The organism is Pseudoalteromonas luteoviolacea NCIMB 1942, assembly GCF_001625595.1.
Lineage (GTDB): Bacteria > Pseudomonadota > Gammaproteobacteria > Enterobacterales > Alteromonadaceae > Pseudoalteromonas > Pseudoalteromonas luteoviolacea_A.
The window spans coordinates 107377-130516 of record NZ_AUXT01000150.1; the positions used below are offsets into that span (position 1 = coordinate 107377).

The 23140-nt window shown below is 43.1% G+C and carries 25 protein-coding genes and 1 pseudogene; 9 read left to right on the forward strand and 17 right to left on the reverse strand.

Annotated features, from left to right (window positions below; all coding sequences use genetic code 11):
• Nucleotides 1–3 precede the first annotated feature (3 nt).
• From recO to rpoE, 9 genes are all read right to left on the reverse strand, one after another.
• On the reverse strand, nt 4–741 hold the full coding sequence (gene recO, locus N482_RS09680) for a DNA repair protein RecO (protein ID WP_063376836.1): 738 nt from the start codon (nt 739–741) through the stop codon (nt 4–6).
• Nucleotides 742–1641 (reverse strand): GTPase Era, encoded by a 900-nt coding sequence (gene era, locus N482_RS09685; protein ID WP_063376837.1) that lies wholly within the window; start codon nt 1639–1641, stop codon nt 742–744.
• Nucleotides 1631–2308 carry a ribonuclease III gene (gene rnc / locus N482_RS09690; RefSeq protein WP_063376838.1) on the reverse strand — a complete coding sequence of 226 codons (678 nt, stop codon included), beginning with the start codon at nt 2306–2308 and terminating at the stop codon, nt 1631–1633. Before rnc ends, era begins: the two co-directional genes overlap by 11 nt.
• 2 nt (nt 2309–2310) lie before the next feature.
• A complete protein-coding gene (lepB, locus tag N482_RS09695) occupies nt 2311–3246 on the reverse strand; it encodes a signal peptidase I (RefSeq protein WP_063376839.1) in 936 nt (311 codons plus the stop codon).
• Nucleotides 3247–3261: 15 nt separating this feature from the next.
• Nucleotides 3262–5049, reverse strand: coding sequence for a translation elongation factor 4 (gene lepA, locus N482_RS09700; protein WP_063376840.1), 1788 nt, complete (start codon nt 5047–5049; stop codon nt 3262–3264).
• Nucleotides 5050–5116: 67 nt separating this feature from the next.
• Nucleotides 5117–5566 (reverse strand): SoxR reducing system RseC family protein, encoded by a 450-nt coding sequence (locus tag N482_RS09705; RefSeq protein WP_063376841.1) that lies wholly within the window; start codon nt 5564–5566, stop codon nt 5117–5119.
• Nucleotides 5563–6513: a MucB/RseB C-terminal domain-containing protein gene (locus tag N482_RS09710; RefSeq protein ID WP_063376842.1), complete on the reverse strand. Its 951-nt coding sequence runs from the start codon at nt 6511–6513 to the stop codon at nt 5563–5565. Before N482_RS09710 ends, N482_RS09705 begins: the two co-directional genes overlap by 4 nt.
• A gap of 6 nt (nt 6514–6519) precedes the next feature.
• Entirely contained in the window at nt 6520–7122 is a 603-nt protein-coding gene (locus tag N482_RS09715) for a sigma-E factor negative regulatory protein (protein WP_063376843.1), read from the reverse strand.
• Nucleotides 7123–7704: an RNA polymerase sigma factor RpoE gene (rpoE, locus tag N482_RS09720; RefSeq protein ID WP_063371694.1), complete on the reverse strand. Its 582-nt coding sequence runs from the start codon at nt 7702–7704 to the stop codon at nt 7123–7125.
• Nucleotides 7705–7952: 248 nt separating this feature from the next.
• Between rpoE and nadB the strand changes: the two genes are divergently transcribed.
• Nucleotides 7953–9554, forward strand: a complete 1602-nt coding sequence (nadB, locus tag N482_RS09725; protein ID WP_063376844.1) for an L-aspartate oxidase — start codon at nt 7953–7955, stop codon at nt 9552–9554.
• A gap of 4 nt (nt 9555–9558) precedes the next feature.
• On the opposite strand, the gene N482_RS09730 is transcribed toward nadB, so the two are convergent.
• Entirely contained in the window at nt 9559–9840 is a 282-nt protein-coding gene (locus N482_RS09730; protein ID WP_155730554.1) for a hypothetical protein, read from the reverse strand.
• 106 nt (nt 9841–9946) lie between these two features.
• Nucleotides 9947–10198 carry a succinate dehydrogenase assembly factor 2 gene (locus N482_RS09735; RefSeq protein WP_063376846.1) on the reverse strand — a complete coding sequence of 84 codons (252 nt, stop codon included), beginning with the start codon at nt 10196–10198 and terminating at the stop codon, nt 9947–9949.
• 238 nt (nt 10199–10436) lie between these two features.
• Here N482_RS09735 and N482_RS09740 point away from each other — a divergent pair, with 238 nt between their 5' ends.
• The gene (locus tag N482_RS09740) at nt 10437–11345 is read left to right on the forward strand and encodes a YgfZ/GcvT domain-containing protein (RefSeq protein WP_063376847.1); all 909 of its coding nucleotides are present in this window, start codon (nt 10437–10439) and stop codon (nt 11343–11345) included.
• Between the two features lie 10 nt (nt 11346–11355).
• On the forward strand, nt 11356–11841 hold the full coding sequence (locus N482_RS09745; RefSeq protein WP_063376848.1) for an FKBP-type peptidyl-prolyl cis-trans isomerase: 486 nt from the start codon (nt 11356–11358) through the stop codon (nt 11839–11841).
• A 9-nt stretch (nt 11842–11850) separates the two neighbouring features.
• Here N482_RS09745 and N482_RS09750 read toward each other — a convergent pair whose 3' ends face one another.
• Genes N482_RS09750 through N482_RS09760 form a run of 3 tightly spaced genes read right to left on the reverse strand, consistent with a single transcriptional unit; the run spans nt 11851 to nt 13497 of the window.
• Nucleotides 11851–12327, reverse strand: coding sequence for a hypothetical protein (locus N482_RS09750; protein ID WP_063376849.1), 477 nt, complete (start codon nt 12325–12327; stop codon nt 11851–11853).
• Between the two features lie 6 nt (nt 12328–12333).
• Nucleotides 12334–13152, reverse strand: a complete 819-nt coding sequence (locus N482_RS09755) for a DUF481 domain-containing protein (protein ID WP_063376850.1) — start codon at nt 13150–13152, stop codon at nt 12334–12336.
• A 24-nt stretch (nt 13153–13176) separates the two neighbouring features.
• On the reverse strand, nt 13177–13497 hold the full coding sequence (locus tag N482_RS09760; protein ID WP_063376851.1) for a DUF440 family protein: 321 nt from the start codon (nt 13495–13497) through the stop codon (nt 13177–13179).
• A 251-nt stretch (nt 13498–13748) separates the two neighbouring features.
• On the opposite strand from N482_RS09760, the gene N482_RS09765 reads away from it, so the two are divergent.
• The 5 genes from N482_RS09765 to N482_RS09785 all read left to right on the forward strand — a co-directional run bounded on the left by N482_RS09765 (nt 13749) and on the right by N482_RS09785 (nt 19178).
• The gene (locus tag N482_RS09765; RefSeq protein ID WP_063376852.1) at nt 13749–14546 is read left to right on the forward strand and encodes a crotonase/enoyl-CoA hydratase family protein; all 798 of its coding nucleotides are present in this window, start codon (nt 13749–13751) and stop codon (nt 14544–14546) included.
• Nucleotides 14547–14565: 19 nt separating this feature from the next.
• Nucleotides 14566–14946 (forward strand): CidA/LrgA family protein, encoded by a 381-nt coding sequence (locus N482_RS09770; RefSeq protein ID WP_063376853.1) that lies wholly within the window; start codon nt 14566–14568, stop codon nt 14944–14946.
• Nucleotides 14939–15628, forward strand: coding sequence for an LrgB family protein (locus N482_RS09775; RefSeq protein WP_063376854.1), 690 nt, complete (start codon nt 14939–14941; stop codon nt 15626–15628). The genes N482_RS09770 and N482_RS09775 overlap by 8 nt, the downstream gene beginning before the upstream one ends.
• 32 nt (nt 15629–15660) lie before the next feature.
• Nucleotides 15661–16500, forward strand: coding sequence for a mechanosensitive ion channel family protein (locus N482_RS09780; RefSeq protein ID WP_063376855.1), 840 nt, complete (start codon nt 15661–15663; stop codon nt 16498–16500).
• A gap of 131 nt (nt 16501–16631) precedes the next feature.
• Nucleotides 16632–19178: an Ig-like domain-containing protein gene (locus tag N482_RS09785; protein WP_063376856.1), complete on the forward strand. Its 2547-nt coding sequence runs from the start codon at nt 16632–16634 to the stop codon at nt 19176–19178.
• Nucleotides 19179–19343: 165 nt separating this feature from the next.
• Here the strand turns inward: N482_RS09785 and N482_RS09790 are convergent.
• From N482_RS09790 to prmB, 3 genes and pseudogenes are all read right to left on the reverse strand, one after another.
• Nucleotides 19344–20095: pseudogene (locus N482_RS09790) on the reverse strand (IS4 family transposase); the annotation flags it as partial.
• 126 nt (nt 20096–20221) lie between these two features.
• Nucleotides 20222–21322, reverse strand: a complete 1101-nt coding sequence (gene aroC / locus N482_RS09795; RefSeq protein WP_063376857.1) for a chorismate synthase — start codon at nt 21320–21322, stop codon at nt 20222–20224.
• Nucleotides 21323–21477: 155 nt separating this feature from the next.
• Nucleotides 21478–22413: a 50S ribosomal protein L3 N(5)-glutamine methyltransferase gene (prmB, locus tag N482_RS09800; protein WP_063376858.1), complete on the reverse strand. Its 936-nt coding sequence runs from the start codon at nt 22411–22413 to the stop codon at nt 21478–21480.
• A gap of 83 nt (nt 22414–22496) precedes the next feature.
• On the opposite strand from prmB, the gene smrB reads away from it, so the two are divergent.
• Entirely contained in the window at nt 22497–23051 is a 555-nt protein-coding gene (smrB, locus tag N482_RS09805) for an endonuclease SmrB (RefSeq protein ID WP_063376859.1), read from the forward strand.
• The last annotated feature ends 89 nt before the right edge of the window (nt 23052–23140 follow it).

Below are 23140 nucleotides of genomic sequence, written 5' to 3' on the forward strand. Positions count from 1 at the left end.
GTTCTACCTTGGTTGAAATAATTCTCTGCTTTTCAGTGGTTTACTTCCAAGCAGTGGTTTTAATAAATATCGGCTCAGTGCTTTAGCCTGCCTTCTGGCTGTTTGTGATTGGTATTCACCCTGACCAATAGAAAGGAGCGTCTTGCCGGAAAAACTGCGCTGAACATCTTCACTCGGGCAAAACCCCACCTCACGCACAAACTGATAATACCTAGAAGCATCTATTGGCTCGCCAAACGCATCGTAATCAAACTCGACGCCAAAGCCTAATTCACATAGCAATTGAAACTCATAGTTACGAAGTATTCCCTCGATCTGTTCACTCACCGCTGCTTTATCATGCTCGTTTGAGTTTACCACTGTTTGATTAGCTGCATATAACTGCTTTAAGTGAGTTTGATATAACTCGAATGCGTGATCTAAAGGCTCATTTGTTGGGATAATTCGATGTGATAACTCATTTAAATAAAAGCCACAATAGAGATGAATACCTTTCAATAACAGTGGCGGAGAGTGGATCTCAAAATCATTCAGGTATTTTAAATCATACTTGCCAGCAAATCTTATCAGCAAGCATGTGAAAGGTTGTAAAGACGCATTTTGCCTGAGCGCCCTCTTACCTTTTATACGGGCAACCATGGAAAGTTGCCCAATGCCTTCGACCAGCATATTTAGCATCACTTGCGAATCTCTATATGGTCGCCGATGAAGCAAATATGCTTGCCGAAAGTCACTATCCAATCAATCTTCTCCGTACCCTAAGCTGCGAAGTGCGCGCTCATCATCCGCCCAGCCAGATTTCACTTTTACCCATAACTCCAAGAATACCTTGTTATCAAGCATGTCTTCTAAGTCTTTTCTTGCTTCGCGGCCTATCACTTTAAGCTTTTCACCCTTATTTCCGATCACCATACGTTTTTGTGACTGTCTCTCGACGAGTATTAATGCGTTAATTTGCCAAACGCCATTGTCTTGCCACTTAAACTGCTCAATTTCTACAGTTACTGAGTAAGGTAACTCATCACCCATAAAACGCATTAGCTTTTCGCGGACAATCTCTGCTGATAAAAAGCGCATAGAGCGATCGGTAACATAGTCATCTGGGAAGTAAAATTCACACTCAGGTAAGCGATTTTTAACTTCTTCTTTGACCATATCAATGTTCTTACCGATCTTAGCAGAAACAGGCACAATACCAATAAATTCGTGTTGCTCGCTGAGCCACTGCATATGATGTAGGATGGCTTCTTTGTCCTTTACTTGGTCGCTCTTATTCATTACAACCAAAACTGGACGGCCACTGTCTTTAACCTTGTTTAGCACCATTTCATCGTCCTGGTTCCACAAAGTCCCCTCAACAACAAAAATGATAAGCTCCACATCACCGATAGAGCTACTGGCTGCTCGGTTCATCAACCGGTTAATCGCGCGCTTTTCATCAATATGTAATCCAGGTGTATCCACGTAGACAGCCTGATAGTTGTCTTCGGTATGGATCCCCATAATACGGTGCCTCGTCGTTTGAGGCTTACGAGATGTGATACTCACTTTCTGTTCAACAATTTTGTTCAACAGCGTTGATTTACCGACATTTGGACGACCAACAATGGCCACCATGCCGCAATGGGTATTAGGATTCATCTTTTAAAATCTTCAATGCTTGTTCAGCGGCTTTTTGCTCAGCTTTGCGACGTGAGCTACCGACAGAGATAATACTATCCATCCCTTTAACAGAGCACTCAACCGTGAATGTCTGATTGTGCGCCTGTCCCTTTGTATCAATCACTTGATAAGCAGGTAAAGGCAGCTTTCTTGCCTGCAAATACTCTTGCAGTAAAGTCTTCGGGTCTTTTTGGTTATGCCCAGGTGAAATTGCCTCCAAACGGCTCTGATACCATTTTAATACAAGCGCCTTACAGGTCTCGATGTCTGAATCTAAAAACACCGCGCCAATAATCGCTTCCACAGCATCTGCCAAAGTAGATTCACGGCGATAACCACCGCTTTTAAGCTCACCAGGACCTAAACGTAAGTAGTCCCCTAAGCCAAATTCAACGCCAAATTCAGCGAGCGTTTGGCCTCGAACAAGCGTCGAGCGCATGCGGCTTAGATCGCCCTCACGCGCTTTTGGAAACTTGTGATACAGCGCATCAGCAATAACAAAACTTAAAATAGAATCGCCTAGAAATTCTAGGCGCTCGTTATGTTGACCTTTATGGCTACGATGAGTCATAGCTTGCTCAAGCAAGCCCTGATCTGCAAAATCATAGCCGATTTTTTTATATAATTCTGTGACGTTCTTTTTCATTGTTACTGAATATTACCTAGGCGTTCGAAACGAACCCCTGTTGGAACCCATCTTGGCAACAAGCTATCTGGGCCATTCTCAAAATCAAAACTCATCCAGATAAATACAGCTTTACCTACTAAGTTCTCTTTAGGAACAAAGCCCCACATACGGCTGTCTTGGCTGTTGTTTCGGTTATCGCCCATGGCGAAGTAGCTGTTTTCTGGTACGACCCATTCGTCTCGGCGTGTCCCAGCTTGCTGGTAATAGCGCTCTGACAATTCTAAAGCTTTCGGATTAATTAAAATGTCATGCTCAACATCTGGTAAAGATTCTGTCAAACGTACTAGTGGCATGGAGCCTTGCTGGAACTCATCACGATTAACAATTTCTACGTCAATCTTGTTGAATTCACCACACACCAACCCATCTCGGTTTTGCGCCCCATCTTCACACTTCGGATTAATGAAAAGTTGGCGATTGCGATAAACAATACGGTCGCCAGGTAAACCGACAATACGCTTGATAAAGTCAATACGCTCGTCCAAAGGAAACTTAAATACAGCAATATCACCACGTTTAGGGTCTTCAACATCAACAAGCTGAGAACGCCAAACGGGGTCTTTAATACCATATGCGTATTTTTGAACGAGAATGAAATCTCCATCCAATAATGTTGGCATCATTGAGCCTGACGGAATTTGAAAAGGCTCGAAGATAAACGATCGAAATACCGTGATCGCCGCAATCATTGGAAAAATAGACTTCGCACTATCAGTTATGGCAGGCACCGGCGCAATCTGATCAATAACATCTTGCTCCAAAGGCTGCTCTGAAGCTCCTTGGGCAAGCGCGATACGCTCCTTACGCTTTGGTGCATAAACTAAGTGATCTATCAACCAGATCAGGCCCGATCCCAAAGTTAACAGCACGAGAAAGACCGAAAAATAACCTGCCATAAATAATAATTCCTGTTACTTACCTACTTTTAATATCGCAAGGAACGCATCTTGTGGTACTTCAACATTACCTAACTGTTTCATACGTTTCTTACCTTCTTTTTGCTTCTGCAAGAGCTTCTTCTTACGACTCACATCACCACCATAACACTTCGCGATTACGTTTTTACGTAACTGTTTAACGGTAGTACGTGCAATTACATGATTACCAATTGCCGCTTGAATAGCAATATCAAACATTTGTCTTGGTATAAGCTCTTTTAAAGCTTCAGCCAACTGACGCCCTCGGCTTTGCGAGTTATCACGGTGAACAATGATTGCTAATGCATCGACTCTATCACCGTTAATCAAAATATCACAACGAACCATGTCTGACGTCTGGAAGCGCTTGAAGTTATAGTCAAGTGAAGCAAAACCTCGACTTGTTGATTTCAACTTATCGAAGAAATCCATCACCACTTCAGACATCGGGATCTCATAAGTGACCGCAACTTGATTGCCGTGATAACTCATCTTAGTCTGCATGCCACGTTTCTCAACACACAAAGTGATGACATTACCAAGGTACTCTTGTGGTACAAGAATATTGGCTTCAACAATAGGCTCGCGAATTTCAATAATGTCATTGACCGGAGGTAAGTCTGATGGATTATCAATTTGAATTACGCCCTCTTTTGTCTCAACCTCATACACTACAGTTGGCGCAGTTGTAATTAGGTCCATGTCGTATTCACGCTCTAGACGCTCTTGGATAATCTCCATGTGTAGCATGCCTAAGAAGCCACAGCGGAAGCCAAAACCTAGAGCCGTTGAGTTTTCAGGCTCGAAGAACAATGAGGCATCGTTTAGGCTTAGCTTATTCAGCGCATCACGAAAGTTCTCATATTCATCAGATGAAATTGGGAACATACCCGCATAAACCTGAGGCTTCACTTTCAGGAAACCTGGCAGGGTTTCTTCAGCAGGTGCTTTTGCAAGTGTGATGGTATCACCTACTGGCGCACCATGAATATCTTTGATACCGGCAATAATAAAGCCTACTTCGCCCGTAGTCAGCACACCTGTGTCAGTTTGCTTCGGTGTGAAGATACCGGTTTTGTCTACAATGTGGACTTGGTCCGTAGACATGATCTTAATTTTTTCACCCTTACGTAACTCACCATGCTTAATACGCACCAATGATACGACACCCTGATAAGGGTCAAACCATGAATCAATGATCAAAGCTTGCAGAGGTTTATTCACATCGCCCTCTGGCGGTGGAATTTCTTTAACAATTTCTTCTAGTACTGCATCGATGCCTAGGCCTGTTTTCGCACTGCACTGAACAGCTTCTAGTGCCTCGATACCTACGATTTCTTCAATTTCTTCTGCAACGCGCAGCGGATCTGCCTGCGGTAAATCAATTTTATTTAGAATTGGAACGACTTCTAAGTCCATTTCAATTGCGGTGTAACAGTTTGCAAGTGTCTGAGCTTCTACACCCTGCCCTGCATCCACTACCAATAGCGCACCTTCGCAGGCAGCTAAAGAGCGCGACACTTCATAACTGAAGTCTACGTGTCCTGGGGTGTCGATAAAGTTTAACTGATAAGTTTCGCCATCTTGGGCTTTATAGTTCAGGGTTACACTTTGCGCCTTGATCGTAATACCACGCTCACGCTCAAGTTCCATTGAATCCAGTACTTGCTGCTGCATTTCGCGGTCTGACAAGCCACCGCATACCTGGATTAAGCGGTCCGAAAGTGTCGATTTTCCATGATCTATATGGGCTATAATTGAAAAGTTACGGATATGCTTCATATACTGGATTCTAAACTTCTGTTATTCACAAATAGAGATTAAACGCCGATTTTACAATTTATTTGAGTTAATCACCATCTATTTGCGTCACTGGAAGGCTAATTGGATAAATTTTTATCACTTTTATGTCGTGCTTTAGGCTTTCACCCTTCTTTTTGGCGATTAAAAAGCCCAAAAACGCAAAAATTGCTGCGCTGACTATCTGACCTGATTCAGGGAGAGAGAACAAAAGCAAGGCACTAAACATGCCAATGAATGCCATAACGAGCGGTAATAAGTACACCCAAAAAGCATGCTGCACGACTTGACTATCATCGAGCGCGAGTTTTACTTTTTGCCCAACTTGAAGAGGCTGTGTGAGTGGCATTGGAAACGCTTTTTTGTGGGTGCCGAAGAGTTTACTAAATACTTGTGAGCCGCACTTGCCATTGCAACCCTCGCAAGCTGGCTTCTGTTCAGAAACCAGCCACGCTGTGTTGTTCTTTAACTCTGAGACTGTCAGTGTTTGCTCAATCATAAAGCGCGCTTAACCGATTCAGCAATCGCTTTTGCTGTGTCAACCGGGACCTTGCCTACAACCGATACATCATACGCACCGGCATTATGAACATAGACTGTTGTTGCACCAGAAGTCAGTGCGCCACTAGCTCTTTGTCCAGAAAGAGGCCTTTGCACAAACACAGATATCTCTACTAACCCATCTGAATAGAGGAAATAATCCGCGAGTTCATTATTTAAATCCAATTTATGTCTGTCAGATTTTAATAACTTAAACCCTTTTGGTAACCAAGCTATTTGCCAATTATTTTGCTGCTTTGCCTGTGCTTGCAGCTCTTTGCTCGAAGAGGGTTGAGGAAAGTCACGCTCATGCAACTCTAAAAGTTGGCTGGCAGGTTTTTCCGTTACGCTAATGTGCGTCAATTGGAGTTGCTCTAATACTTCAGAGCGTTGGTTAACATAAGCAGCTTTTAGTAATAATGCCGACTGTAAATCAACCCATAACCAATAGTTATATTTATTCTCGTCTTTAGCAACTAAGCGAACCAACTGCGCTGGACGTCCCGCAATTCGCTCTTTTCCACCAAGCACAAATTCGTAGCTTTCGTTTAGTGCATCGATGTCCCGAAGCAATACCTCAGGAATTGGCCCTGCGATGGCATCTGTATTCACTGAATACGGTTCAGTTTGAGGCTCAAAGTAAGTAACAACATCATCAACTCTTACTACCTCAAGCCCAGCGCCATTCAACAGTGTTAAAATTTCAAGATCGGTTTGCTCCACTTGGCCATGGATCCATCTATAAGGTTCCATGCCTTTTCCTTTAACAACAACAAAAGAGGCGTCAAAATTACGTTCCTGCACAGCCAGTGACATATCTTTTAGTAGCTGGCGAGCATTAATCGTTTCGTTGGCATAAATCTGAGTTGTTAAAAACAAGCTCAGTACTACCGAGAGCCATTTCATCAAGGTTTATTTTTCCTCTTGCTGTTCCTTTTCTGCCTGAGCAGTATTTTGCGAAAGCGCGTGCGCCATTCTAGACTGGCGTTGATGCTCAAGTACCAAAGCACCAATGCGTTGTTTTTGTAACTCTCTAAGCCCTTGATCAGCTGATTGCAGTGCTGGTTGCTCTGCAGAGAAGCTTACTGGGGCCACAAAACCTGTTAATGGCGTAGATTGTAACACAGATGAGTGCGTATCAACTGCGTTTTGTGGCATGAAGTTATTTACGCCAACGACGGTACACAAAGCAACACTTGCAGCAATGGCGACTTGCGATATTGGACGACGCCAAAATGACATTTGAACGACTTTTTCGTCATCACTTTGTTTCGCAGTCGTAGTCTCGGTTGCGTTGTAAACAGGCTCATCGGCAAGTGCCGCTGCGACACTAGAAGTGATGTCAATACATGGTGTCGACTGCTCTTTTTGGCGCATTACATCGCCAATCAATGCGTAGCGAGCAAACTTTTGCGCATCTAATTGCGCTTGGTTGCTCCCATTTAATGCACATTCTCCGTCTAAAATCTCCGACGTCACTTCTTCATTGTTCACATTAAACTTTGACTGCGTCATTTAATTTTTACCTATGAGTGGGTTAATATTTTTATCTATAGCTTCTCGAGCCCTAAAAATACGAGATCTCACCGTGCCAACTGGACATTCCATAATAACGGCTATCTCTTCATAGCTCATTCCTTCAATTTCTCTCAAGGTAATGGCTGTTTTTAGGTCATCGGGCAATTCTTCTATCGTTCGAAAAATCACAGCTTTGATTTCGTCACTAAGGAGCAAGCTTTCTGGAGAAGCATTAGATCTTAACTGCTCCGCGCCATCATAAACTTCCGCTTCCTCAGCATCTATATCACTTGCAGGTGCCTTACGGCCCTGAGATACCAAATAATTCTTAGAGCAGTTTACAGCGATCCTATATAACCAAGTATAAAAAGCACTATCCCCTCTAAAGTTGGGTAAGGCTCTGTACGCCTTAATAAACGCTTCTTGTGCCACATCGGCAACATCACCTGAGTTAGATACATAACGAGATATCAACGCCGCTACCTTATTTTGATACTTGGCAACCAGAAGGTTGAAGGCGTTTTTATCTCCTTGCTGAACTTTTCTAACTAATTCTAAATCCAAATCCTGCTCGTTCATTCGAGCCGGTACTCCTCTTTGTTATTACTTGTTTTTGCGCATTGTTGCCATCATTTTACAGCTAGTCTGACTGCGCCATGAATAAAAAGTTCTGTTTTTTTAATATTTTTTTTAAAATAGTCCGTATTACTTCGTCCTAGACGATACACAACTACTATTTATATCTCTAATAAAGCTTGCTTAAATGATATATGATGATAGTTCACAATGTAGTTGTTATAAAACTTTAAACGCTAAGAACCACTAACATGAAGAAAAAAATGCAGCATCAGACAGATGTTATTATTGTCGGTAGCGGCGCCGCTGGACTCAGCCTCGCTCTTTCTTTGGCTAATCATTGCCAAGTAACTGTAATCAGTAAAGGAGACTTAAAGGAAGGTTCAACCCTTTATGCACAAGGTGGCATTGCCGCGGTATTCGACAAAAAAAATGACAGCATTGAGTCTCATGTTGAGGACACACTGGCTGCAGGCGGTGGGTTATGTGACCGAGAAGCTGTTCATTACACAGCGTCAAATGCAAAAAAATGCTTAAAATGGCTTATTGAACAAGGTGTGCCATTTGATATGGAGTTCGACAGCAAAGGGAAAGAACGATATCACCTCACCCGAGAAGGCGGACACAGCCATAGACGTATTCTCCATGCAGCTGATGCGACAGGTAAGGCTGTGCAAACAACATTGGTTGAACGCGTGCTTGAAAACCCCAATATTTCAGTTCTTGAGCAGTACAATGCCATAGATTTAATTACAGAAAAGAACGTCGATCCTAAGCGCGTAAAAGGCTTATACGTCTACAACCGTAAGCAAAATCGAGTAGAGTCCATTTCAGCAAAGTTTGTGGCACTTGCAACTGGTGGAGCGAGTAAAGTCTACCTTTATACATCCAACCCTGACGTCTCCAGTGGTGATGGTATTGCAATGGCTTGGCGCGCTGGCTGTCGAGTTGCAAATATGGAATTTAATCAGTTCCACCCGACTAGCTTGTACCACCCAGAGCTACAAAACTTTTTAATCACCGAAGCAATGCGCGGTGAGGGGGCTCACCTAAAGCGTCCAGATGGCACCCGCTTTATGCCCGACTTTGATGAACGTGAAGAACTCGCGCCACGTGATGTCGTTGCTCGTGCAATCGACTATGAAATGAAACGCCTCGGCGCAAACTGCGTTTACCTTGATATTTCCCATAAAAACAAAGATTTCATTATTGAACACTTCCCCACGATTTACGCCAAATGTTTAAGTGTCGGACTTGATATTACCAAAGAACCTATTCCGGTTGTGCCAGCCGCGCATTATACCTGCGGTGGAGTAATGACAGACTTCAATGGCAAAACCGACATCGGTAACCTGTATGCCGTGGGTGAGGTTGCTTATACGGGACTACATGGGGCTAACCGTATGGCCAGCAACTCTTTGCTAGAATGTATTGTTTTTGCACATGCCGCTGCACAGGATATTCTTTCCAATATTAGTGCTCATTCTGACCTTCAGGAACTTAAGCCTTGGGATGAAAGCCAAGTATGTGATTCTGATGAAGAAGTCGTGATTACCCATAATTGGCATGAACTTCGACTGTTTATGTGGGATTACGTCGGTATCGTTCGCTCAACTAAACGTCTTGAGCGTGCCTTGCGACGTGTAGAGCTATTGCAACAAGAAATCCAAGAGTACTACGCAAACTTTAGAGTCAGTAATAACTTACTAGAACTTCGAAACTTAGTACAAGTAGCTGAGCTCATTATCAGAAGCGCTCTCGCCAGACCGGAGAGTCGAGGACTGCATTACACGATTGACTTTCCTGAGCAAAAACAAAATCCGAAACCCACGATACTCGAACCTAAAAAATAGTCGTTTAATGGCTTGCCAGTACAATGCGATTGAAGTGAGACCAACTTGCTTCATCCATCGCGCTGGCAAGAAAAGCCACACGCTTAGTACCACTATCTGTTTTTACAGAAATCACAAGCCAGCTCGCGTATCGCCGAGCTGAAGCTACCTCACCTTGCACGACTAATGTTGTATCAGTGATCAGCAACCATGTTTCACCTTCTTGAATTTGAATGTTCCCATGCTCAGGCATTGCGCTGCGAATGCGTTTTCTCGCATCAACAAAGCCAAGACTACAAAGAAGCACTCCTAGCCACCATAAATCTGGGGCAAACAAAAGCACGGCAAACCATAGACATAAAAAAAAGACCACAACTATTTTGTGATCTGGGGTGTTATTCTTAAATTCGATACTAAACGCGGACCCGGTCAAGAATAAATTGCACCATTTGACCTAAATCGGCGTGTGGGCACTTTTCATGTCCCATAAACCACGCGAATAAATCGGGGTCTTCCACTTCCAATAAACGCTGAAAAACCATTTTGTCTTCATCACTGAGCCGATCATAAGCTTCTTCTACAAATGGCTCTAGCAATACGTCAAGCTCTAACATGCCTCTGCGACATGCCCACTTAATACGTGCTTTAGGATACAATTGGGCCATATTACCGGCATACCTCTTGTTTTAATTACTCGAATATCGCGCCCAGTATAACCGATACTTTAGGCGCTTTAAAATTCTATCTGATAATGTTTGACCTTGATCACCCTCGAGCCTTAGACCCCAGTTGAATACAACTTCATCAGTATTAAGAACAGTTGTCATTTTATCTTGCTTTTGCCTACCTCACTCCCCATTAATCAGGTAACATATCGAAAACAAAATATTCAGGATCAGTAAGATGGCCAAAGCATATCAACTCCCTTTTAAACTGCTCTCAATATCAGGACCTGACAAGCTCAGCTACCTGCATGGTCAGGTCACGCAAGATATTAACCTAGTTAAAGACAACAACTTCTTGTGGACTGGGCATTGTAGTCCAAAAGGTAAGCTTTGGTCCGCTATGCGAGTTTTTTCGCTGAATGGAAATTACCTCTTATTGGGATCCCAACAAGAAGCGGAAGCATCACATCGTGAACTTAACAAGTATGGCGTGTTTGCCAATGTCGATATCACGATGCCAGACCACCTATGTTTTGGCGTACTGAGTGACGAGTTAGAAGGCTTGAGTGCAACCTTGGGGCTTCAATTCAATGACGATGAAAACGCGTGCAATTTTGGCGCAGGTAAGGCACTTAAACTTGATAGCAATCGCCTTATCTTAATCTTGGAAGCAAATCAAAAACTACCAGAGGCATTGGAATTAGAGTCTGATCCATCTCAGTTTGAAATTGCCGGCATTCTCGCAGGTGAGCCACAACTGAATGACAATGTCATTGATGAGTTTGTGCCTCAGATGGTCAATTTACAAACCCTGAATGGCATAAGCTTCAAAAAGGGCTGCTATACTGGTCAAGAAACAGTTGCTCGTATGCGTTACCTTGGTAAGAACAAACGCGCAATGTTTATCGTACATGGTGAATCTCAAGAGCCGATTCAATTTCAAGATATTGAAATGCAGCTTGAACAAGATAATTGGCGTAGAGCTGGCAAAGTCGTTCATCAGTCTTATGATACGCAAGCACATGTTTACTATGCACTCGCAGTGTTGCCAAATGATTTACAGCAATCAGCGATATTGAGGCCTAAAGGTAACTCCTCTGTAGCGCTACATATAAAGGCTCTGCCTTACTCTATAGAAGATAATTAATGGAAAAACTATGAAAATTGCCCAAAATACTGTGGTCAAAATGCATTACTCTGTTCTGGATGACGACCAAAACAGCATTGATAACACGTTCGATGAAGAACCGCTTGAGTTTATCATTGGAACGGGCTTTCTTATTAAAGGCTTAGAGGACGCACTTATCGATAAGCAAGCTGGCGATCAGGTCAGTGTTACTGTCGAACCAGAGCAAGGCTACGGCATAAGAAATGACAATCTTACCCAAGCGGTTCCAAAAAGTATGTTTGAAGGTATCGAAGTCGAAGTTGGTATGCAATTTCGTGCTACAACAGATGAGGGTGAACAGGCTGTTATCGTAATTGGTGTGGAAGAAGACGAAGTAATCGTAGATGGTAACCACCCTCTTGCAGGCATCACGTTACACTTTGACGTTGAAATTATAGGTGTTCGTACAGCCACTGATGAAGAGCTAGCACACGGCCATGTGCATAGTGCAGATGGATGCGGTCACGACCACTAAAAAAAGCGCCTATAGGGCGCTTTTTTCTTCTTTAACTTCTTCTACTTCACTTTCTTCTTTTACATTATCTTTCAGGGCTTCTAACAGCCCCTGTTGATCTGCGGTGCCTAATCGATACTTAGTGCCATCTAGCATACTAACTTCAATTGCTTTGAAACCAGATACGCTGTACACCCAACCGTCATGCGAAATACGCATGCCAATCCCATGACGAAACGAGTTGGTTACCGATTTAACTTCATCAATGTCATCAAAGCACAATGTTTTCTTGGCAATTCCAGGTCCAAACCACCAGCGTAATTGCTTACTCTTTGGATCTACTTCAATTGTTAAACCATAAAAGAAAAAAGCAACCAGCACCAAAATAATGCCAAAAGCCAAGACGCCGAGGTTATGGCCCAGTAGCACGGCCCCCATTACTACAAATGTGCTCAACCAAGCTAAGATTCCCCAGATCGCCCAAGCGAGTTGTGTCTTTTGATACATATTGCCTCAATCAAAACTGTATACGAACGTCACACCTAATTCGGTGTCTACTTTGCGTTTATCTTCTTCAGGCTTAGAATTATACCGATAAGTATAAGAAACCTTAAGTGACAAACCTTCAATAACTTGGCTAATCAGCGATGTTTCTGCAAAGCCGCGTCCACCTAAACCTGAAACCGATTGCACATAGCTAAAGTCCTGGTTAAATCGCGTACGCTTTGAGATATTACGTTCCCACTGAAGTGATAGCCTTAGAAGCTCACCACGCTCTACACGCTTTTGCCCAAACTCAAGCTCTGTGTCATTGTCAACTCGATACATTGATATACCCGGTCCAATTGTGAAATCAACCGTATTCTTTCTGCCTTCGAACAACCTATTGCCATAACCAAGCGCGAAAGTCGTTGTATATTCTCGACCATTAAACTCATCAACTTCGTAATCCCCGTAAAGAAAAAATGACTCGTTATCAACGCCAAATTTGTAGCTGGTCTGAGCTGAAAGGAAATAACGAGACGCGGTTTCATCATCAACGCCTGTCTCGGTATTTTCTTCATTGGCATAATGGCCATCGAGCTTGAACTGATTTCGCCAATGTTGAAAGTCTTGATAAAGATTACTTTGCAGCTTAAAAGATGAGTTTTTGGTATTACCACTATTTGCTATAAACCCGAACTCTATATCTCCATATAAGAATTCACCTTTGTGCAATTCATGGATCTCTTCTTCTGATAGCTCCCCGTATTTATGGAAATCTTCAAATGGGTCTACAGCATATACTTTTGTACAAACTACCAACAGTGGTGCATACAAAAGCAACTTCATATTTTTCACTAAACAAACTTCTCTTTACTGTTGCTTCCAAACCACATGGCAAAATGGTGCATCTAGGTCACGGCTAATGAGTACTTTTGCGAATACATCATCACAGTCTTCAAACTCAATACCAATAATCACTTGAACGAAGTGCTCACGTTCTGCTTCTTGCTCAAAAGCAACAATCGCCTCCCAGCTATCATCGATATCGCTTTCTTCGATAAAGCCAAATTCTTCGCGATATTCATTAAACAGATCAATCTCTTCTTGGGAAAGGTTGTCTGGTGCTAATTCCAAAAAAATATCGTATGCCTGATGGGTCACTTCTTCAATACTACCTAGTCTCGCTGACATGCACGCAACTCCAAAAATTTTCATTATCTTAATCATATCAAAACCACAATTTCATTTTCTACAAGTATTAGGTGTATTGAATAAATTTAACGCCAGAGTGCAGATTTCAGCGCAAAGAATGCTAAGCTGAACACAAGCTAAACAGATAATAACAATGAATATCTGCTTGAATACCCTTTACCTCCAATGCAATACTGAGTAAAAACTCTACCTAAACAATATAGAAGAACAACAAAGTTACAGGATTGGTTATGATAAACATTGACGTATACCACCACATTGCAAATGTGAGGCTATCGCGCCCCAACAAACAAAATGCTTTAACACTCAATATGTTCCAATCACTGGATAACATTATTAGAGAAATTAGAAAGAACCGCCAGATACGTGCTGTAATTTTGCATGGGGACGGTCAACATTTCTGTGCTGGGTTAGATGTTCAAAACGTAATGCAACACCCTATGCAAATCATAAAGTTACTGTTCAAGCTATTTCCTGGAAACCAAAACCTCGTGCAACGTGTTGTGCTTGGCTGGCGTACATTACCTGTGCCAGTTTACGCTGCAATACAAGGTAACTGCCTTGGCGGTGGTTTGCATATAGCGTTAGGCGCAGACTTTAGAATTGCAACACCCGATGCCCAGTTCGCCATTATGGAATCTCGCTGGGGACTTTGCCCTGATATGGGAACCAGTGTGATTTTACCTAGCTATTTGAGAAAAGATCATGGCCTTAAACTGGCCTTTGAAGCTCAGCGTGTCGACGCGCTTACGGCCAAAGAAATGGGGCTAATTACCGCCATTGATGACAACCCCAAAGAGCATATAACGAAGCATATTACATCGCTCAACCATCATTCGCCAGACGCACTGGCAGCTATCAAATTGCTATACAACCAAACATATCAATCCCCATCAAGAGCATTGCTTTGGAAAGAGACTTGGTATCAAATAAAATTGCTCGCTTCAAAAAATACGCGTATTGCGATGAAGAATGGAGTAAAAGGCAGTGAGTTCAGTGCCTACAATCAACGAGGAAGATGGAAGTAATTTGAATGGGGATAATTGAGTGACCCAAAACGTAAAAGCATTTTTAACGCATTTTACCCAATTTATTTTTGGCGTTTTAGTGGTAATTATATGTCTTTGCTCTGCTAGAATGATTGTAGCAATAAGTGCATTACCCATACCTGCTCCATTACTAGGTATGCTGATGTTTTTTACGCTCCTACAAAGTCGGATTATTCACGTAGATTGGATCAAGTCTGCAAGCCAACTACTCATAGCCTATCTCGCATTTTTCTTTATTCCTGTTGGGGTCGGTGTGATTAACTACCTCAACTTGATTGCAGGCAACGTCTTACTCATCTCGATACTCTTAGTTTGCCTGCCCACTGCTGCTATTGTCGCTGTTGGTAAATTTGCCAGTAAAGGGCGATATCGTGATTAGCCTTATTGTATGCCTTGCAACACTTAGCCTGTTCATAGTTATTCGTAACTTACACAATAAGAAACCATTTGCTCTATTCAACCCAGTGTTACTCAGTATTTTACTCATTGCAGCCCTACTGCTGATAAGCGGCGTAAATTACTACGATTATTACCTTGCCAGTATGCCTATTAATATGCTGCTTGAACCAGCGATCGTGGCACTCGCTTACCCTTTGTACACACAGTACAACGCTATTCGCCCGATTTTATGGCTACTCATTGCCTGTGCGTTTATTGGTATCACCCTTTCGACAAGTCTTGCGTATATGCTTTGCACACTATTTGGCATTGAACCTAGTCTAACCGCATCAATGATGGCTCTTTCAGTCACAACGCCCGTAGCACTCCTTATTACCGACATGATCGGCGGTATTCCAAGTATTGCCGCTGCGATGGTTATTTTAATTGGTATATTTGGTAGTGTCTTCGGATTAGGTTTGCTGCAGGCATGCAATATTAAGCAACCCCAGGCAAAAGGCATTGCACTAGGTGTAAGCTGCCACGCAATTGGGACAGCAACCGCCATGGAGTATCACCCACAAGCAGGTGCTTTTGCTTCCGCAGCAATGATTATTAGCGCAATTATAAGTGCATTTTGGGTGCCTATATTGTTTACTATACTCAGTAGCTTAAGCAGATAAGAAAACACTCACAGCATTACAAGGAGTCAAACTTGATCGAGCAAGAAATCGCCCAATTTGAAAAGTACTACGACCTCATTCGAGATTACTTACTTGACTACAGTATGCAATTACTGGGCGCTATAGTCATTCTCATCATAGGACTGTGGCTTTCCAAGAAGCTCGCAGACACCATACGCCGATTAATGCTTAAGCATAACATAGACGTCACACTGACAAACTTCGTTGCTAACGTTGTTAAGGTGTTGGTTGTTGGTATGTTCATAATCATTGCTTTGGGCAAAGTGGGGATTAGCGTCACACCCTTTGTTGCAGCGATTGGTGCAGCTTCTTTAGGCGCAGGTTTGGCTGTACAGGGAATGCTATCCAACTATGGCGCGGGTCTTGCGCTCATTGCCACTAGACCATTCGTGGTTGGAGACACAATCAGTGTTAAAAATGTAAGTGGTCAAGTAAAGTCGATAGAGCTTGGCTACACTATTTTAGTTAACGAGCAAAAAGTTGAAATCACGGTACCTAACAAGCATATCATTGGAGAGGTGCTACATAACTCATTCAACTTCTCGCATATTGAAAGCGAAATTGGCATCGCGTATAACGCACCCGCTGATAAAGCGATTGAAATAATCCGATCGATCTTGCAAAACGAAGAATATGTGGCAAAAGACCCCATTCCTCAAGTGGGTATTGAGTCTTTTTCTGACAGCGCCATTGTAATTAGCTACCGCTATTGGACTCCCACCACAGAGCTGATTGAGAATAAGCTCAATATTAATATGGCTATATATGCAGGAATTAAGAATGCTCAGATTGAAATTCCTTTCCCGCAACGCGTGGTCACTATAAAGTCAGACCAACGAGTGCCAAAATAATATCTTTCCTATGGCCTTGCTCAAGCAAGGCTGTCCCCTTATAACTCAAAAAGCCATTGATTAACCCTTCACATAGCTCTATGCTGGAAACGTTTTGTTCACAAAACATACAACATGTAAGGAGAAAAACAATGAAAAAGAGTAAATTGAGTTATTTGCTGGGTGGTAGTGCCATGCTCATGTCGAGCATGCATTTATTTGCTGCCGATTGCACCAACCTCGCGGTATGGCATCAATCTAAAGTATACCGTGCAGGAGACCAAATCCAGCATCAAAGCAATGCCTTCGAAGCACGGTGGTATAGTCAAAATGAACATCCACAGCAAAATTCTGGCGACTATCGAGTTTGGAAACATCTTGGTGCATGTGGTGGTAACCAAAATCCTGTAGTAACCCTATTAACCCCTACAGAAGGTAGTATTTTTAGCTCAAATGACAGCGTTGTCTTGTCAGCAAATGCAAACGATGCCGATGGCACTGTGGCACAAGTAGAATTTTTCGTTGATGACGTCTCTGTAGGCTATGACAATCAAGCCCCCTACCAAACAAATTGGATAGCGCAAACAGGCCTTCATGTTATTGCCGCCATAGCGACAGACAACCAAGGAGCTGTCAGTACTCAGAGTACAGTAACAGTTAATGTACAAGACGGTACAGTAAACACACCACCAACGATTTATCTGCTCTCACCTACCAATAACAGTCAATTTACACTTGGCGATACCGTCAGGATCCAAGCCACTGCCACAGATGCGGATGGCACTATCACCGGTGCAACTGTTTTTATCAATGATGCACAAGTCGCAGCATTTACAGATGGCACAATAGATTATAATTGGTTGAGTGATATCTCGGGTCAAATACAAGTTAAAGTCACAGCTACGGATAACCAAGCAGCCAGTAGTGATGTTACCTCCCAGATTAAAGTTGCTTCACCAAGCCAAGGAGGATGCGCAGGCCTGAAATTTTATAAAGCTGGTACGACTTATCAAAATGGTGAGCTGATCAGTCATAACAACCGCAAGTATCAATGTGATGTCAGCGGCTGGTGTAGTTCTAATGCCCAATGGGCATATGAGCCTGGAAATGGCCAACATTGGCAAGATGCTTGGACGGACTTAGGGATCTGTGCCATCGCACCAGAGGTAACATTTAATGCGCCGAGTGCCAATAGCACAGTGCTTCAAGGCCAAAGCACAGTCGTTTCGGTCACAGCTACTGATGCTGACGGTACAATCTCTCAGCTTGATATATTTTCAGATCAGGCTCTACTTGCCAGCTTCAACACCGGTAGTGGTACCACAAATTGGCAACCTACAGCACTTGGTGCCGTTACATTATCAGCGAGTGCAACTGACAATGAAGGAAACGTCACAACAGGGCAAATCTTTGTAAACGTCACGGATAAGCCTGTCGTTGTTGACTTAGTTGAGCCACTATCTGGTACACAGTTTACCGTAGGCAGTACAATCAATTTATCAGCAGATGCGCAGGCCCTTACAGGCTCGATAAGTAATGTTAGTTTTTACTCAAATGGCACTTTACTTGGAACAGACAACACAGCGCCTTACACTTGGTCATACACAGCAGCAACGATTGGCTCGCAAACCTTAACAGCTGTTGCCAAAGATAGTACGGGTAACCAAGCTACCAGTGCAGGATCAACAATCAGTGTAATTGATAAGCCAATTGGCAAGACACACAAACTCATTGGGTACTGGCATAACTTTGTTAATCCAGCTGGCTGTCCGATTCCACTGGCAGAGATCTCTCCAGCTTGGGACATTATCGATATTGCGTTTGCTGAGAATGACCGCAATTCAAACGGTACGGTGCACTTCAAGCCATTTGAAAAAGACATTCACTCAAGCTGCCCACCGATCGATCCTGTGCAATTTAAAGCCGATATGAAAGCGCTACAGGCGCAAGGAAAAGTGTTCGTACTGAGTCTAGGTGGCGCTGAAGGCACGATTACACTAAATACAGATGCTGATGAAACAAACTTTGTAGCGAGCTTGACAAACATAATTCAAGAGTGGGGGTTTGATGGGTTAGATATTGACCTTGAAAGTGGTTCAAACTTGCTCCATGGCTCGCAAATCCAAGCTCGTTTGCCTCGTGCAATCAAGCAAATTGAACAAAATATGGGAGGGAACATGGTCCTGACTATGGCACCGGAACACCCTTATGTTCATGGCGGCATGATAGCTTACTCAGGTATTTGGGGTGCCTATATCCCTGTTATAGACGCACTGCGTGATACGCTAGATTTACTTCACGTACAGCTTTACAACAATGGCGGCTTACCTAATCCGTATGAGCCAGGTAGCGCGCCAGAAGGATCTATAAATATGATGGTTGCCCATGCAAAAATGCTTATTGAAGGGTTTGATCTAGCCAATGGAACGCGCTTTGCACCTCTTAGAGATGACCAAGTTGCTATCGGTCTACCTTCGGGGCCTAAGTCGGCAAACTCTGGGCAAGCACCTACAGCGAATATTATCGCAGCACTGGATTGCCTGACTAAAGGACTGAGTTGCGGCACAATTAAGCCTGCCTTCAACTATCCTAAATTTGGTGGTGTGATGACTTGGTCGATTAATTGGGATAAGTATGACGGCTATAACTTCTCAAAACCAATTGGCGACAAACTGACACAAATGAACCAAGGTAACTAAGGAATTTAGATACCAGCTATTCAAAAAAGCACCCTAAGGCCTGTCTTTTGATCACAAGTCTGACTCAAGAGACTTTGCTAAATCGTAGCCCTCAAGGATGGCTTGTAATTTGAGCCATCCTTGCCATATCACTTTAACTGATGCTCGCCCTGTGCGTTTTGTATCTTTCCAACCTCCTTTTTGCGCTATTTCAATACATTTCGCTCCTGCGCTTTTTAATTCGCTGGCAAATGTATAGAGTTTATCTTCTCCCTCTTCAATATGACGACTTTGCATCGACCGTATGATGAATCGTTGCTGCTCATGTAGCTTGTATTGAAGGTATTCATAAATGTCAGCTTCACGCTCACATACGGAGATAACCTTAGATATTTGCGCTTGAAGCCGTTTTGCCATTGCTTGTGATTCGGACTCCCATTTATAGCTTTCTTTCTCTTTTAGGGGGGACTGGCATGTTGGTGTCGCTTTCCGCGCGTAGTAATGTCTCGACTCCATCTAGCTTGCTCAATCAGGCCGACTACTTGCTTAGCTTTAGGTGCGAACAACAACACACTGTGTGTGCATAACCCTCTGTTAGTATTGCTCTGGTTAATGTGTCCTAAGTCTTCTCGGATTCATGTATGGCGTTAAACAAGGGTTGTTGTATCTTCTAATGCGAGTAACAAGTTGTGTGTTTGGGCTTGCTCTGTGGTCGCTTTAAAGCCAGATTCTGCAATGCCGCTTGCGGCTATGTGTTCGTTACGAATAAAGCGATAAGCGCCTTCCATATCAGCGGGGGATTGTGTGATGTTCACAAGAGATTTTCCAGATTCGTTAGCGAGTGTCGAAGCTAACTTTACCAAACGTGCTGTTCTTCATAGATCTCCTAACTCACTTTTTGCAAATTGTTGCTCTGCCCACTTGGTATGTTGGTCAATGATTATCTTCTTCGGTGTATGGTTTGAAGATCTGATCACACTAAGGAAGTTTAGTTCAAAAAAATCCCCGCTAATTTCTTAGCGAGGATTTGTGTATAATAGACAGGCATAATACAGCCTTTTTTACTAGCTAACTTGTCCTGGGATTGGGCCATGGGGCACATCTACATTTGGATTTTGCCCTCGCTGGCGTAACAAGTGGTCCATCAATGTAATCGCCATCATCGCCTCTGCAATTGGAATTGCTCGGATCCCAACACAAGGGTCATGTCGCCCTTTAGTGATCATCTCAACCGGTTCATTTGACGTATTAATACTTTGACCAGGAACCGTAATGCTTGATGTTGGCTTGAGTGCGATTGACGCGATAATATCTTGCCCGGTAGAAATACCTGCCAATACGCCGCCGGCATGGTTGCTCGTAAAGCCCTCAGGAGTCAGCTCATCTCGATGTTCTGAACCCTTCTGCTCCACCACATCAAAACCGTCGCCAATTTCAACACCTTTTACCGCATTGATACTCATAAGAGAATGCGCAATCTCTGCATCCAATCTATCAAATACAGGCTCTCCTAAGCCAACAGGGACATTCGTAGCAACCACCTTAACCTTGGCGCCTACCGAGTCACCTAGCTTTTTTAAATCGCGCATGTATTCGTCAAGCGCTTCTAATTTGCTCTGTTCTGGAAAGAAAAACGCATTGTTTTCTACTTCAGACCAATCAAATGACTCAGCTTTAATTGGACCTAGTTGCGATAAGCAAGCATGAATTTCAATACCATGTACTTGCTTCAAATACTTCTTCGCAATACCGCCTGCCGCCACGCGGATAGCTGTTTCACGCGCAGAAGAGCGACCACCACCACGGTAATCTCTGTGACCATACTTATGCCAATACGTATAGTCACCATGGCCGGGACGAAATACGTCCATAATCTTGCTGTAATCTTTAGAACGTTGATCTGTATTTTCGATTAAAAGGCCAATACTTGTGCCTGTTGTCTTCCCCTCAAACACCCCAGATAAGATCTTTATCTCATCTCCTTCACGGCGCTGGGTTGTATAACGACTCTGACCAGGTTTTCGCCTGTCTAAATCTACCTGTAGATCGGCCTCTGTTATTTCAAGTCCCGCTGGTACACCATCAACAACACCACCCAGTGCCGTGCCGTGGCTTTCACCAAAGGTTGTCACCCGAAATATTTGGCCTATGCTATTACCTGCCATTAACTTTCCTCATTCCTCGTTACGGTTTTGACTCATAGAGTCAATTTAGGCACATTTGTACCCAACTTACTAAAATAGGTATCTCGCAGCCTACTTAATTCTGCCGTACCAAGCCAACAACGGTGATAACTCACACAAGCAAAGCACAGCACAAATTAATCGTTAAAATAAGCAACTAGCTCTTTTTTGCTTATCATAAACACACCAAGACCACCCTTTTCAAACTCAAGCCAAGTAAACGGCGCGCCTGGGTACAATGCATCCATATGTACCATAGAATTACCCACCTCGACAAATAGAATGCCATTGTCGGTTAAGTGCTCAGCAGCATCCCTTAATAAAACACGCGTTACGTCAAGGCCATCATCCCCTGAGGCAAGGCCTAACTCGGGTTCATGGTGAAACTCATCAGGCAAATCAGCCATATCTTCCGCATCAACATATGGAGGGTTAGCCACGATTAAATCGTACTTTTGACCTAGCACACCGCTAAAGACGTCTGATTGGATGGCAAATACACGCTCATCCATCATATGATCGTGAATATTCATTTCAGCAACAGCCAGTGCATCAAAAGAAATATCAACAGCATCAACTTGTGCATTTTCAAAATACTTTGCCAACGCGATTGCAATACAAGCAGATCCCGTACACATATCTAGAATACGTGTTACTTCGTTTGGCATTTGTACCCAAGGCTCAAATTGCTTGGTGATAAGCTCAGCAAATGGTGAACGAGGCACCAACACGCGCTCATCAACATAAAATGGCATACCTGCGAACCAAGCTTGATTTGTTAAATAAGGTACTGGAATACGCTGCTCTATGCGCAGCTTAATAACTTCTACAAGGCGCTTTTTTTCTGTTCCCGTTAATCTAGATTGCATCAAATCTTTTGGGGCATCTACAGGTAAATTAAGGGTAGGTAGGAGTAAATTTACCGCTTCATCCCAAGGATTATCGGTGCCATGACCATAAAACAGACCATTGGCGACAAACTGACTCGTAGTCCAACGCAGCCAATCCTGCATGGTTACTAAGTCTCGGTAAGCCTCTTCAGCGATTTCGTTAGTTATTGCTAATTCACTCATGATTATTCTCACACTTTGTATATAGCGGCATTGTAGCGGTTTTTAAGCTAGGTTTTTATGCTTTTTTTATTTAAAATGCACGAATGACTAGAGATTATCCTGAAGTAACTATGGCCTCTGACGACTTTGACCTATTTCGAGAAGCAATTTCCGGCACCCAAAAACTTAAGCAAGATACCGTGGTCCATGAGCGTAAAGCAACGCGCTTTAAAGGCGAGGTAATCGCGGAACAAAAGAAGCAACATCAGGCTGAGTTTTATTTCTCAGATGAGTATGTGCCAAACATAGATACAAATGGAACCATTAACTATGTTAGGCCCGGCGCAGATAAATATCTCGCAAAACAACTGAGGCGCGGAGATTACGCACCAGAGCTCATTTTAGATATGCATGGCATGAACAAAGAAACCGCTAAAGATGAACTCGCAGCACTTATCCACGCTTGTAAAAAACAACATGTCAGCTGTGCCTGTATAGTACATGGTATCGGTGAACGAATTTTGAAACATAAAGTGCCACATTACCTAGTTCAGCACCCCGATATCTTAGCAATGCATCAAGCACCGCTAGAATATGGAGGAAAAGGCGCAATCTTAATTCTAGTTGACCTCCCCCAAAATTTAGAGTTTCGCAGTTAGAAGTTAACAGCAGTTAACTTCCCCACTTCCCAAATCACACGAAACTAGCCTATTGTTTACAAATACGCTATATTAGCTTTGAATCATAC